General features: G+C 68.6%; 13 protein-coding genes and 1 pseudogene. 13 read left to right on the forward strand and 1 reads right to left on the reverse strand.

Annotated features, from left to right (window positions below):
• Positions 1–77 precede the first annotated feature (77 nt).
• From Pme01_RS13920 to Pme01_RS31775, 9 genes and pseudogenes are all read left to right on the forward strand, one after another.
• Positions 78–1,286, forward strand: a complete 1,209-nt coding sequence (locus tag Pme01_RS13920; protein WP_168116790.1) for an LLM class flavin-dependent oxidoreductase — start codon at positions 78–80, stop codon at positions 1,284–1,286.
• Positions 1,283–2,632 carry an NtaA/DmoA family FMN-dependent monooxygenase gene (locus Pme01_RS13925; protein ID WP_168116789.1) on the forward strand — a complete coding sequence of 450 codons (1,350 nt, stop codon included), beginning with the start codon at positions 1,283–1,285 and terminating at the stop codon, positions 2,630–2,632. Before Pme01_RS13920 ends, Pme01_RS13925 begins: the two co-directional genes overlap by 4 nt.
• On the forward strand, positions 2,629–3,702 hold the full coding sequence (locus tag Pme01_RS13930; protein WP_168116788.1) for an LLM class flavin-dependent oxidoreductase: 1,074 nt from the start codon (positions 2,629–2,631) through the stop codon (positions 3,700–3,702). The genes Pme01_RS13925 and Pme01_RS13930 overlap by 4 nt, the downstream gene beginning before the upstream one ends.
• Positions 3,703–3,712: 10 nt before the next feature.
• Entirely contained in the window at positions 3,713–4,861 is a 1,149-nt protein-coding gene (locus Pme01_RS13935; protein WP_168116787.1) for an LLM class flavin-dependent oxidoreductase, read from the forward strand.
• A 13-nt stretch (positions 4,862–4,874) separates the two neighbouring features.
• Positions 4,875–5,048: a nitroreductase family protein gene (locus tag Pme01_RS13940; protein WP_203935613.1), complete on the forward strand. Its 174-nt coding sequence runs from the start codon at positions 4,875–4,877 to the stop codon at positions 5,046–5,048.
• On the forward strand, positions 5,042–5,380 hold the full coding sequence (locus tag Pme01_RS13945; protein ID WP_203935614.1) for a nitroreductase family protein: 339 nt from the start codon (positions 5,042–5,044) through the stop codon (positions 5,378–5,380). Before Pme01_RS13940 ends, Pme01_RS13945 begins: the two co-directional genes overlap by 7 nt.
• Positions 5,377–5,655 carry a hypothetical protein gene (locus Pme01_RS13950; RefSeq protein ID WP_168116786.1) on the forward strand — a complete coding sequence of 93 codons (279 nt, stop codon included), beginning with the start codon at positions 5,377–5,379 and terminating at the stop codon, positions 5,653–5,655. The genes Pme01_RS13945 and Pme01_RS13950 overlap by 4 nt, the downstream gene beginning before the upstream one ends.
• 928 nt (positions 5,656–6,583) lie before the next feature.
• Positions 6,584–6,886, forward strand: a complete 303-nt coding sequence (locus Pme01_RS13955) for an RHS repeat domain-containing protein (protein WP_168116785.1) — start codon at positions 6,584–6,586, stop codon at positions 6,884–6,886.
• A 31-nt stretch (positions 6,887–6,917) separates the two neighbouring features.
• A pseudogene (locus Pme01_RS31775) lies at positions 6,918–7,205 on the forward strand (histidine phosphatase family protein); the annotation flags it as partial.
• 86 nt (positions 7,206–7,291) lie between these two features.
• On the opposite strand, the gene Pme01_RS13965 reads toward Pme01_RS31775, so the two are convergent.
• A complete protein-coding gene (locus tag Pme01_RS13965; RefSeq protein WP_168116784.1) occupies positions 7,292–8,785 on the reverse strand; it encodes an aldehyde dehydrogenase family protein in 1,494 nt (497 codons plus the stop codon).
• A gap of 152 nt (positions 8,786–8,937) precedes the next feature.
• Here Pme01_RS13965 and Pme01_RS13970 point away from each other — a divergent pair, with 152 nt between their 5' ends.
• The 4 genes from Pme01_RS13970 (at position 8,938) to Pme01_RS13985 (ending at position 12,774) form a co-directional block, all read left to right on the forward strand.
• Entirely contained in the window at positions 8,938–9,777 is an 840-nt protein-coding gene (locus tag Pme01_RS13970; protein WP_168116783.1) for an IclR family transcriptional regulator, read from the forward strand.
• Between the two features lie 200 nt (positions 9,778–9,977).
• Complete coding sequence (locus Pme01_RS13975; RefSeq protein WP_168116782.1) at positions 9,978–11,285, forward strand: ABC transporter substrate-binding protein; 1,308 nt, start codon at positions 9,978–9,980, stop codon at positions 11,283–11,285.
• Positions 11,285–12,037 (forward strand): ABC transporter ATP-binding protein, encoded by a 753-nt coding sequence (locus tag Pme01_RS13980; RefSeq protein ID WP_168116781.1) that lies wholly within the window; start codon positions 11,285–11,287, stop codon positions 12,035–12,037. The genes Pme01_RS13975 and Pme01_RS13980 overlap by 1 nt, the downstream gene beginning before the upstream one ends.
• Positions 12,034–12,774, forward strand: coding sequence for an ABC transporter ATP-binding protein (locus tag Pme01_RS13985; RefSeq protein ID WP_168116780.1), 741 nt, complete (start codon positions 12,034–12,036; stop codon positions 12,772–12,774). Before Pme01_RS13980 ends, Pme01_RS13985 begins: the two co-directional genes overlap by 4 nt.
• Position 12,775 lies beyond the last annotated feature (1 nt).

The raw sequence follows: 12,775 nt of genomic DNA on the forward strand, positions 1-12,775 counted from the left end.
GAGATTAGACAGTTCACGGGGGGCGAGGTACGGTCCCGGTCGGGAGGCACCTCCGCGACACGAAGGGGAACCCCGTCATGCCCGACCCCTCGTCATCACTGCATCTGGCGGTCGCCCTCGACGGCGCCGGCTGGCACCCGGCGGCCTGGCGCGAGCCGGACGCCAGGCCCGCCGAACTACTGACCGCCCGCTACTGGCACGATCAGGTCGCCGAGGCCGAGCGCGGCCTGCTGGACTTCGTCACGCTCGAGGACTCCCTGGGCCCCCAGTCCAGCCTCCCCGGCGGGCCGGACGAACGCACCGACCAGGTGCGCGGCCGGCTCGACGCGGTGCTCACCGCCGCCCGGATCGCGCCCCTCACCAGGCACATCGGTCTCGTGCCGGTCGTCATCGCCACGCACACCGAGCCGTTCCACATCGCCAAGGCCATCGCCACGCTCGACTACGCGTCGGTCGGCCGGGCCGGCGTGCAGGTGCGGGTCGCGGCCCGCCCCGATGAGGCGGCCCACTTCGGGCGGCGCAGCTTCCCCCCGCTGCGGATTGAGGATCTCGACGGCCCGCTGCGCCAGCTCTACGAGGACCTGTTTGACGAGGCCGGCGACTACGTCGAAGTCGTGCGGCGGCTGTGGGACAGCTGGGAGGACGACGCCGAGATCCGCGACGCCGCCACCGGTCGTTTCGTCGATCGCGACAAGTTGCACTACATCGATTTCGCCGGCCGCTGGTTCAGCGTCAAGGGTCCGTCGATCACCCCGCGCCCGCCACAGGGACAGCCCGTCGTCGCCGCGCTGGCCCACGCGCCGATCCCGTTCCGGCTCGTCGGGCGCGCCGCCGACCTCGGCTTCGTAACGCCGTTCGACGAGCGCGAGGCCGCGGACATCGTCGCGGCGGTCCGCGCGGAGCAGGCGGGCGCCGGTCGCGGCGACGGGTACGTCGGTGTGTTCGCCGACCTCGTGGTGTTCCTCGACGACACGGCCGCCGCCGCTCAGGCCCGCAAGAACCGCCTCGACGAGAGGGCGGGAGCGGCCTTCACCAGCGACGCCCACGTCTTCGTGGGTACGCCGACCGAGCTCGCCGATCTGCTGGAATCCTGGCGCGCCGCCGGGTTGGCCGGCTTCCGGCTGCGTCCGGCCGCGCTGCCACACGACCTTCGGCAGATCACCCACGGTCTCGTGCCCGAACTGCGCCGCCGCGGGCTGTTTCGCGCCGCCTACGAGTCCAGCACGCTGCGCGGCCTGCTCGGCCTGCCGCGGCCGGCCAACCGCTACGCGGAGGTTTCGTCATGAGCCGCAAGCAGATCCACCTGGCCGCGCACTTCCCGGGCGTGAACAATACGACAGTGTGGAGCGACCCCGCGGCCGGCAGCCACATCGAGTTCAGCTCGTTCGCGCACTTCGCGCGTACGGCCGAGCGCGGCAAGTTCGACTTCCTCTTCCTGGCCGAGGGCCTGCGGCTACGCGAACAGAACGGACTCATCTACGACCTCGACGTCGTGGGTCGGCCGGACACGTTCACGGTGCTCGCCGCCCTCGCGGCGGTCACCGAGCGGCTCGGCCTGACCGGCACGATCAATTCCACGTTCAACGAGCCGTACGAGGTGGCCCGGCAGTTCGCGAGCCTCGACCACCTCTCCGACGGACGGTCCGCCTGGAACGTGGTGACCTCCTGGGACGCGTTCACGGGTGAGAACTTCCGGCGGGGTGGTTACCTGCCGCAGGACGAGCGGTATCTGCGGGCGCGCAACTTCCTCGAGGCGACGTGGGAGCTGTTCGACTCGTGGCGCGGCGACGAGATCGTGGCGGACAAGGAGACCGGCGTCTTCCTGCGCGACCCGCACGCCGGTACGTTCGCCCGCCAGGACGAGCACTTCGACATCGCCGGCCGGTTCAACGTGCCGCGTCCGCCGCAGGGGCGACCCGTGATCTTCCAGGCCGGCGACTCGGAGGAGGGACGCGAGTTCGCGGCCTCGTCGGCCGACGCCATCTTCAGCCGGTACGCCACCCTCGCCGAGGGGCGGGCGTTCTACGCCGACGTGAAGGGGCGGCTGGCCCGTTACGGCCGTACGCGCGACGAGCTGCTCATCCTGCCCGCCGCGACGTTCGTCCTCGCCGACACCGACGCCGAGGCCGCCGAGCTGGCGCACCACGTGCGTCGGCAGCAGGTCAGCGGGCAGACCGCGATCAAGTTCGCCGAGCAGCTGTGGAACCGCGACCTGTCGGGCTATGACCCGGACGGCCCGCTGCCCGAGATCGATCCGCTGGTCGGCGAGAACACGATAGCCCGGGGGCGGGCCAGCGTCCGCATGTACCGCGACCCGCTCGCGACCGCGCGCGAGTGGCGCGAGCGGGCGGCGCAGAAGAAGCTCTCACTCCGGGAGCTGATCATCGAGGTGACCGGGCGACAGACGTTCGTCGGCTCCCCGGCCACGGTCGCGGAGTCGATCAACGATCTGGTGCAGGCCGACGCGAGCGACGGCTTCATCCTCGTTCCGCACATCACGCCGGGCGGGCTGGATCCCTTCGTGGACCGGGTGGTGCCGCTGCTGCAGGAGCGCGGCGTGTTCCGCGCCGACTACGCCGGCACGACGCTGCGCGATCATCTCGGCCTCAGCCAGCCCCGGGCCGCGTCATGAAGTTCCTGCTCATCACCCTGATCGTGCACGCGCCGCATCCCGTGACCGGCGTGAAGCCGTCCACCCACGAGCGGTTCCAGGAGGTACTGGGTAACGCGGTGCTCGCCGAGGAGCTGGGCTTCGACGGGTTCGGCGTGGGGGAGCGGCACGAGCGGCCGTTCATCTCCTCCTCGCCACCCGTGGTGCTCAGCCACGTCGCCGCCCTGACCTCCCGCATCCGGCTCTTCACGGCCGTGACGACGCTGAGTCTGCTCGACCCGGTCCGGGCGTACGAGGACTATGCGACGCTGGACCACCTGTCCAACGGGCGGCTGGAGCTCATCATCGGCAAAGGCAACGGGGCCGCCCAGCGCGAACTGTTCCACGTCACCCCCGACGACCAGTGGGACCGCAACGCCGAAAGCTACGAGCTGTTCCGCGAGATCTGGCGCCACGACAGGGTGAGCGCCCAGCCGCGCTTCCGGCCCGCGCTGAGCGACGCCGAGGTGTGGCCACGCCCGCTGCAGGAGCCGATCCGCGTCTGGCACGGCAGCGCCACCAGTCAGGCGTCGGTGGACCTCGCCGCCCGCTACGGCGACCCGCTGTTCTCCACCAACGTCACCAACCCCATCGAGCCGTACGCGGAGCTGATCCGCTATTACCGCGAACGCTGGGCGGCGTACGGGCACGACCCGGCGCTGGCAACCGTCGGCGCCGGCACCGCCGGGTACTTCGCGGCCCGCCGCTCGCAGGACGCCGTCGAGGCGTACCGGCCAGTGTTCGAGGGGCAGCTGGCGTTCCAGAAGCAGCTCGGCCTCACGCCGGTGTTTCGCACGCTGGAGGACTTCATCGAGCGCAGCTCGGCGCTCATCGGCAGCCCGCAGCAGATCATCGACAAGGTGCACCGCTACCACGAGCAGTTCGGGCACAGCGTGCTGCACCTGCACGCCGACGCGGGCGGCCTCACGCCGGCGCAGCACCGTGCTGCGCTGGAGCTGTTCCAGTCGGAGATCGCGCCGGTGCTGCGCCGCGATATTCCCGACCCGCCGTGGCCGTGGGCCCCGGTGACCGCCGTACCGCTGGCCGCCTGAGGAGACGTCGATGGCCAACACCCCACTCACCGTGCTCGACCTCGTGCCGATCCCGTCGGGCTCGACCGCGACCCAGGCGCTGCGCAACAGCATCGACCTGGCCCGCCAGACCGAACGGTTCGGCTACGCCCGGTACTGGTTCGCCGAGCACCACCTCAACCCGGGGGTGGCGGGCACCTCGCCCGCCGTGCTGCTCGCCCTGACCGCGCAGGCGACCTCGACAATCCGGATCGGTTCCGGCGCGGTGCTCCTCGGCCACCGTACCGCGCTGTCCACAGTGGAGGAATTCGGCCTCATCGACGCCCTGCACCCGGGGCGGCTCGATCTTGGTCTTGGGCGCTCGGGTGGCCGCCCGCCGGCGGGCGACCGCGCCGCCGAGGACCGGTCGGCCGCGCTCGTCGGTGGCGCCGCCGCGGTGGTCGACGGCCGGGCGTCCAATGGGCTGCGCATTCCGCGCCCGTTCTCGGTCGCGCACCTGCTCTCGTCGCCGCGCTTCGCGCTGCAGAAGTCGCTGCTGTCGCTGCCCGGTGCCCAGCCGCCCGATTACGACGAGCAGGTCGGCGACATCCTTGCCCTGCTCGCCGGCACGTACCGGTCGGCCGACGGCGAACCGGCGCGCGTGGTGCCCGGGGAGGGCGCCGACGTGCAGGTGTGGATCCTCGGCAGCAGCGCGGGGGAGAGCGCGCAGGTCGCAGGCTCCCGCGGGCTGCGGTTCGCGGCCAACTACCACGTCAGCCCGGCAACGGTACTGGAGGCGGTGGAGGGATACCGGGCGGCTTTCACGCCGTCGGCCGGGCTGGACCGGCCGTACGTGAGCGTCTCGGCCGACGTGGTCGTGGCGCCCGAGGAGGCGACGGCCCGGGAACTGGCGGCCGGGTACGCCCCGTGGGTGCGCAGCATCCGCACCGCCGAGGGCGCGATCCCGTTCCCCACACCGGAAGAGGCGCGCCGCCACGCGTGGACCGACGCCGACCGCGAGCTGGTCGCCGACCGCGTCGAGACGCAGTTCGTGGGTACGCCCGGCCAGGTCGCCGACCAGTTGGAGCTGCTGCGCGACGCGACGGGCGCCGACGAGCTGATCATCACCACGATCACCCACGACCACGCCGACCGGGTCCGCTCGTATGAGCTGCTGGCCCGCGAATGGCAACGCCGCTGACAAGAGGCACGAGATGAGTACGCTGCTGCCCTTGACGCCGGACGAACTGCTGACCACGACGCGGGCCGTACGCAAGCGGCTCTACCTGGACCGCCCGGTGCCGCTGGACGTCATCCGCGAGGCGCTGGAGGTCGCGCTGCAGGCCCGTCGGGCGGCAACCGCCAGCACTGGCACTGGATCGTGCTGACCGATCCCGAACTGAAGGCTCAGGTCACCGACCGCCCACTACGCCAGGTCCCATCGGGCGTACCGGGGGCCGGCGCTGCGCCGCTCGACGCAGCCCAGGAACGTATCGCGTCGAGTTCGGACTACCTGCGCGAGGTGATGGGACGCGTCCCGGTGCTCGTCATCGGCGCCATCGACACGGGCGAGGAGGACTTCGCGCCGGGTAACCAGGCCGGCCTGTGGGGCTCCTTGCTGGCCGCCGCGTGGAGCTTCGCCCTCGCCCTGCGCGCCCGTGGCCTGGGCACGTCCTGGACGACACTGCACCTGCGGTACGAGCGCGAGGTGCGCGCGTGACGCTGATTCATCAGGTCACGGTGCCAGTGCAGGACGGTGTCCGGTCGCACCAACAACCGCAGCCGGCGCAGCACCTGGCGGGGCAGAGGCGCGAGCACGGCGGCGAGGAAGCCCCGGTCCTCGGGTGCGAACTTCACCCGGTCAGCGCCGAGTTGCCGCTCCAGGACGGTGATCTGATGCCGCAGAGCCAGAATCTCTGCGTCCTTGTCCCGGTCTCCCGCCGGCAACAGCCGCAGCAACGCATTCGTGACAGTCAGATAGGCCAGCCGCAGTAGCACCAGAGATCATCCTGCCATGCTCTGCTGCCGCTTTGACAGCGCGGCCACGCCTTGGCCATGAGGAGCCAGGCAGGCCCGCCACCTGTACGGATGGCATTTTCGGCAGGCGTAGGTGTCCATCTGGTAGTTGGGCTGGACTTGGTATCCGGTGTCGAGTAGTCCTGGCCGAGTGATAGCGGCGATCCCGGATGGGCGCAGGGGTTGCTCGAGAAGCGATCCAGACACGTTGACAGGCACCGCACTTGACCGATCGTGGTCACAGGCGTGGCAACAGTGAAGATCTACAAGTGGCGGACGCGATGGCATGTGGCGGGATTGAAGAGTTGAACGCCGTCGTTCTGTCCGCTTCTGCGTACCTATTAGCACTGTCCAACATGGCATAACAGAATCGTTATATAGCTGGGGGTCAAGGGGTCGTCGGTTCAAATCCGGCCGTCCCGACGCTATGACCAGCAAAGATAGATATCTTTGCTGGTTTTTTTGTCTGATTCGTGGTCACGGCGTGGTCACAGAGATCCATTGTATGAGTCGAATCCCGCAGATCGCAGGCTCGGTATCGCCAGCTGGCAAGGCTCTGAGCTGCGGCTTTGTTCGGCTGTCTGGACAGACTGACACGAGACGCCCTTGACTTCGCGTCAAGGACTCAACGTCGGGTGCGGACGATGCGGCGCATGGACGACGTCGCCCGCCCATGGGGCACCGGTGTGGCCTTGTTGAAGGACGTTCTGACCTGCCGGCGAGTGTGGTCGCTGGGTGTGTCGTTCCGGTGGGCGGGGCCATCAGGCATTGGGTGCGGGCGCGGGGTAGCGGCCAGTAGAGCGTCTTCAGGGGGCGGCGCGTGAATGGTGTTGGTGTCAGCGCGTACCTGCATGTGAAGATCGCTCACACGAAGTAATGGCTCAATTCGCCCAATATCGACCTACACGTGAGGTCGACCGACGCCCGGGGCGCCACCACCACGTTCACCTACGACGCCACCGGTCTGCTCACCGGCGAGGTCCAGCCGGTCACCACCACGTCGTCGATCACCACGTCGTTCGGCTACGACGCCGCCGGTAACCGCACCCGCTTCACCGACGGCCGCGGCAACCCGTTCCTCAGCACGTACAACAGTTGGAACCTGCCCGAATCCCGGATCGAGCCGGCCACGCGTTCCAGTGGACCATTGACCGCACGCAAGCTCGCATCGACGCACTACCCGCTACGCCGGTCCGTGTCGCCATGCTGACCTAAGCGCTGCAATCGGAAGCGTTGGCATGATGGGGGAGCGGCCAGCGGAGCCGGTACGGGAAGTGCTGATTGCCCGCCACGGCCAGGCGCACGCCAACGTTGCCCGCATCATCGCCGGACCGTCGTGCACCGGACTGACTGAGCTAGGCAGGGCGCAAGTCGCCGCGCTAGCGCAAAGACTCGCCGAGCAAGGCAGGATTACGACCATCTATGCCAGTACCACGCTGCGGGCATGGGAAACCGCGCAGATCGTCGGCAAGGCCCTCGGCGTCGACCCGCAGGAGCGGCCGGGACTTCGGGTACCTGACCCCGGTTCCGCCGAGGGGCGCGGGCGGGGAGCGAGGCCCCGCTCGTTCATCCCATCAAGGGGAGCCGATGTGGCCGACAATTCGGCTACATGCCGTCAGAAATGGAAGCTCCGGCTCTGCTCACGAACAGAGATCCACTGGAGCTCGCAGAACTCCTCCGCGGCGAAGCCCACACCGAACCGTCCCCAGCCGGTGTCTTTCACGCCTCCGAACGGCATGTGCGGCTCGTCGTTGACCGGTTGGTCGTTGACGTGGACGATGCCCACCTCGAGACGTGCTGCCAGATGCAGGGCCTGCCGAACATCCCGGGAGATGATGGACGCGGCCAGCCCCAGATCCGATCGGTTCGCGCGATCAACCGCCGCCTCGGCAGACTCGACAACTTCGACGGTGACAACGGGGCCGAAGGTCTCCCCCTGCACGATCTCCGCGTCGGCCGGCACGTCAATGAGCACGGTCGCGGGATAGCACGGCGGCGTGGCTTGTCCGCCCGCGAGGATCTTGGCTCCAGCGTCAACCGCTTCCTTGACGCGGCGCTCGAGCAGCGCCAGCGCCCATTCGTTGATCACTGGGCCCACCACCGTTTTCGGGTCAGCCGGGTCTCCGATGGGCAGAGCTGCCACCTTGGCGGCGAACTTTTCGAGGAACGGCTCGGCGATGGACCGGGCCACGTAGATGCGCCGGGCGCACATACAGATCTGACCCTGGTGCAGGAAGGCGCCATAGGCGGCGGCGTCGACGGCGTAGTTCAGATCGGCGTCCTCGGCGACGATCAGTGGGTTCTGACCGCTCAATTGCAGCACGACACGTTTCAGGTGTGTGCCGGCCTTCTCGGCGAGACGCCTGCCGGTGGGGGTTGAACCGGTGAAGTTGAGGCGCTTGACCAGGCGGCTGGCGAGCATCGCGTCGGCGATCAGACCGGCCTCACCGGGGGCGTGGGTCACCACGTTCAGCGCACCCGCGGGCAGGCCCGCCTCCTGAAGGATCTCGGCCCACAGTGCACCGCCCGTGTAGGGGGACTCCTCCGAGGGCTTCAGGACCACGGTGTTGCCGAGCGCCAGCGGCCCGACGATCGCACGACCGCTCAACGTGAGGGAGGCGTTCCACGGGGCGATGGCACCGACGACCCCGACGGGACGACGGACCGCCATTGCGTGAGTCCCCGTCATGTCTGAAGGCAGGAGTTCGCCGGTCGGCCGATAGGCGAGCTGAGCTGCCTGGCGAAGCAAGTTAGCGGCGAAGTCGATTTGGACGTGTGCGAAGTGTGTCGCGCAGCCGGTTTCCAGCGCGAGTGCCTCCACGACACGCCCTCGCTCGGCCTCCAGGACGTCGGCAGCCCTCAGGAAAACCGCCTGGCGCCGTGCCGGTCCGGTCTGTGCCCACCCGGCAAACGCGGACTGCGCTTCCTCGATCGCACGGCGGGCGTCTTCCCCGTCGCCCGCTGCCACCTGGCTCAGCACATCTCCGGACCACGGCGAGCGGTTGTCATAGGTACGCCCCGAGACGGCCTCGACCCAGGACCCGCCGATGAAGTGACGCACGGGTCGCCGTACTCCGGCGAACGCGTGGACCGCCTTCTCCTCCGCCATGACACTCGCTTTCTGATCGGTACCGGTGCGTCGACCGCAGTGGGCCGCCGCCCTGCGACAGACTGCCAGGAGCGAAAGAAGAGTTCCCGCTATCCTCCGCATGGTCAACGTGTCGTTCCATCTATTCGAACGCGTCCCTCTATTCTGGACCGATGGTTGACCAGAGCAACCCCGTACGTGAGCCGGGAGGGGAAGCGGCGAAGTCCGGGGACTTCTCGGTCTCGCTGGAGCGCGGCCTGAAGATCCTGTCCGTGTTCAACGGCAGCCGGTCTGTGCTGGGCATCGCCGAGCTCGCTCGGGCGGTTGACCTCACGAAGAGCACTACGCACCGATATGTCACTACTATGACGAAACTGGGCTACCTGCAGCAGGACACCGAGACGAAGAAGTACTTCCTCGGTCCACGGGTGGTTGACCTGGGTTTCTCCGCCATCGAGTCCATGGACCTCACACGGGTCTCGGCTCCGCTGCTGCAGAGCCTCGCCGACCAGACCGGCTTCACCGTGAGCATGGCCATCTGCGATGGACCGGACGTGGTGTACGTCGACCGGCGGCGCAGTGGGCGCCGAAACGCCCTCGCCATGGACCTCAATCTGCAGGTCGGGTCACGACTGCCGGCCTACTGCACGGCGATGGGCAAGGCGATCCTCGCCCACAAGGACCCCCAGACCCTCCGGCAGATCCTCGAGCGTTCGGACCTGGCCCGCCGCGGTCCGAATACCATCACGAACCGCGAACAGCTCATGACAGTGCTGGCCAAGGTCCGGCAGAGCGGTGTGGCGGTCAATGATGAGGAACTCGCCCCCGGTTTGCGCTCGTTCGCCGCACCGGTGTGGGACAGGACCGGTGAGGTGGTCGCCGCCCTGAATGTGGCGGTTCACCTGAGCGCGGCGCCGAGCTCGATCGAGTCGCTCGCCGCCCGGATAGAGCCCCACCTCAGGCGGACCGCACGGGAGATCTCGCGCAGGCTCGGATACCGAAGCACGGAGTGATCGTTCGGACTGTTGAACTTCCGTTCCGGCAAGCCGAACGCTCTGTTGCCCGCGTCACACTGAGCCTTTTACATTCCTCGCGCGCCAGCGCCCAGTTGCTCGCTGCGAAGGGCGACGCGCGGTCTCGGACCACTTCATCCACACCCCGGGCAGGTCATGCGACAGACCTGGCCTGCCCGGGTCGATAAAAGGAGTCGGGCGTGAGCGACACCTCCATGGGCGGCATCAACCGTCGTTCCCTCCTCAAGGCGGTGGGCCTGGGTGCCGCCGCCGTCGGCAGCACCCCCCTGTTGAGTGCCTGCGGCGGGCTCAAGGGTGCGGGCAGTTCCTCGTCCGACGTACTCAAGATCGGTTACGTCAGCCCGCAGACGGGCCCCCTCGCGGGATTCGCGACCGCTGACAACTTCGTGGTGAAGCAGATCCAGGAGGCCGTCAAGAACGGCTTCACCGCGGGCGGCAAGAAGCGCAAGATCGAGATCGTCGTCAAGGACACCCAGTCCAACCCGAACCGTGCCACCGAGGTCACCCGGCAGCTGATCAACAGCGACAAGGTGGACCTGATCGTCGGCTCGTCCACGCCGGACACCACCAACCCGGTAGCTGACCAGTGCGAGGCCAACGGCATCCCGAACGTCACCACGATCGCGCCCTGGGAGGCCTGGTTCCACGGACGCAACGGAAAGTCCGGCCAGGGATTCAAGTACACGACGCTGTTCTTCTTCGGTATGCAGGAGTTCGCCGACTGTTTCTTCCCCATGTGGAACCGGATCGGCGTCTCCAACAAGAACGTGGCGGCGCTGTGGCCGAACGACACCGACGCCAACGCGTTCCGGCAGGGACTGGCTCCGATGATGAGCAAGGCGGGCTACACCCCGGTCGACGGCGGCGCGTACCAGGACGTGGCGACCGACTTCACGTCGCAGATCGCGAAGTTCAAGAATTCCGGCGCCGAACTGTTCACCTGCACGCCGATCCCGCCGGACTTCCAGACCTTCTGGAAGCAGGCCCAGCAGCAGGGGTTCCGGCCGAAGCTCGCCACCGTCGCCAAGGTGATGCTGTTCCCGTCGGAGGCCGAGGCGCTCGGCCCGCTCGCCAACAACATCGCCACCGATTTCTGGTGGAGCCCGGCGCACCCGTACAAGTCCACCCTCGACGGGCGCAGCGCCAAGCAGCTAGCCGACGACTTCGCCACGTCGACGGGCAAGCAGTGGACCCAGGCGCTCGGTTCGGTGTACTCGCTGTTCGAGATCGCGATCCAGGCGTTCAAGGACGCCGGCGACCCGAAGGACCGCGAGGAGGTCGCGTCCAAGCTGCGCAACATGAAGATCAACTGCATGAGCGGTGACCTGGACTTCACCGCTGGACCGGAGCCGGGCATCGCCATCCAGCACCCGGTGGGCGGCCAGTGGCGCAAGGGCAGCAAGTTCCCGTGGGACGTCGTCATCGTCGACAACACACCGAACAAGGCCGTCCCGATCGGCGGCGACCTCCTCCCGACCAACGCCTGATGAACCAGCTGCTGCACCTCGAAGACGTCACCAAGAGCTTCGGCCGGGTGACCGTCGCGAAGGACCTGACGCTCTCCGTCTCCCCGGGCGAGGCGCTCGGCATCGTGGGCCCGAACGGAGCCGGCAAATCCAGCCTGTTCGCGATGATCTCCGGTGACCTTCGCCCGGACAGCGGCGCGGTGTGGTTCGAGGGGCGGGACGTCACCGACGTCCCGCCCCACGCCCGCACCCGCGCCGGCATCGGCCGCACCTACCAGGTGCCCCGCCCGTTCGAGCACCTCACGGTGTTCGAGAACGTGCTGGTGTGCGGCTACCAGGGCGCCGCGCTGAAAGGCAAGGAGGCCTGGCAGCACACCATGGGTGTGCTCGAACGCACCGGCCTGGCCGACCTCGCCAACACCCCGGCAGGCCGGCTCGGACTGCTGCAGCGCAAGCGCCTCGAGGTGGCGCGGGCCGTGGGAACCAATCCGCGGCTGCTGCTGCTCGACGAGGTGGCCGGTGGTCTGACCGAGCCCGAAGTGCTCGAGTTGGTGACGATGGTCAAGCAGTTGCACGCCGAAGGTCTGGGCATCGTCTGGATCGAGCATGTCGTGCACGCGCTGGTGAAGACCGTCGGCCGGATGGTCTGTCTCGCCGGTGGAGACGTGGTCGCCAACGGCGATCCGACCCAGGTGCTCGCCGACCCCAAGGTACGCGAGCTGTATCTCGGTGGGGGGCCGGAAACCGACCTGCCCGAGGAGGCGGCGTCATGACCCTGCTCTCGATCCGCGACCTCACCGTCCACCACGGGCAACTGTGCGCCGTGGACGGACTCAGCCTGGAGCTCGAAAAGGGCGAGGTGCTGGCCGTCATCGGGGCGAACGGGGCCGGCAAGTCGACACTGCTGCGTGCCCTGGCCGGGCTCAACCCGCCCACGTCGGGGAGCATCCGCCTCGGCGACCGTGACATCACCAGGCTGCCGGCCCACAAGCGGGTGTCCGCCGGTGTCGCGCTCGTACCGGAGGGACGGCGGCTCTTCCGCTCGTTGACGGTCGAAGAGAACCTGCTGACCGGCGCCTACCGTCAGCGTCCGGGCCCGTGGACGCTCGCGCGCGTCTATGAGCTGTTCCCCTGGATGGCCGAGCGACGCAAGCAGAACGCCTCTCAGCTATCCGGTGGCGAGCAGCAGTCCGTGGCGATCGGCCGCGCCCTGCTGTCGAACCCCGACCTGCTGCTGATCGACGAGTTGTCCCTGGGCCTCGCACCGGTGATCGTGCGCCGCATCTACGAGGTGCTGCCCGGCATCGTGGGCAGCGGGACGACGGCGTTGATCGTGGAGCAGGACGTCTCCCAGGCGATGCGCGTCGCGGACCGGGTGCACTGCCTCCTGGAAGGTCGGTCGGTGCTCGAGGGACGGCCGCAGGATCTGACCCCTGAGCAGGTGGAGCACGCCTACTTCGGCATTGGACAGGCGCTCCCCGCCGGGGGCGCACGAGAGGGACAACACTGAC

It is taken from the genome of Planosporangium mesophilum (assembly GCF_016863255.1).
Lineage (GTDB): Bacteria > Actinomycetota > Actinomycetes > Mycobacteriales > Micromonosporaceae > Planosporangium > Planosporangium mesophilum.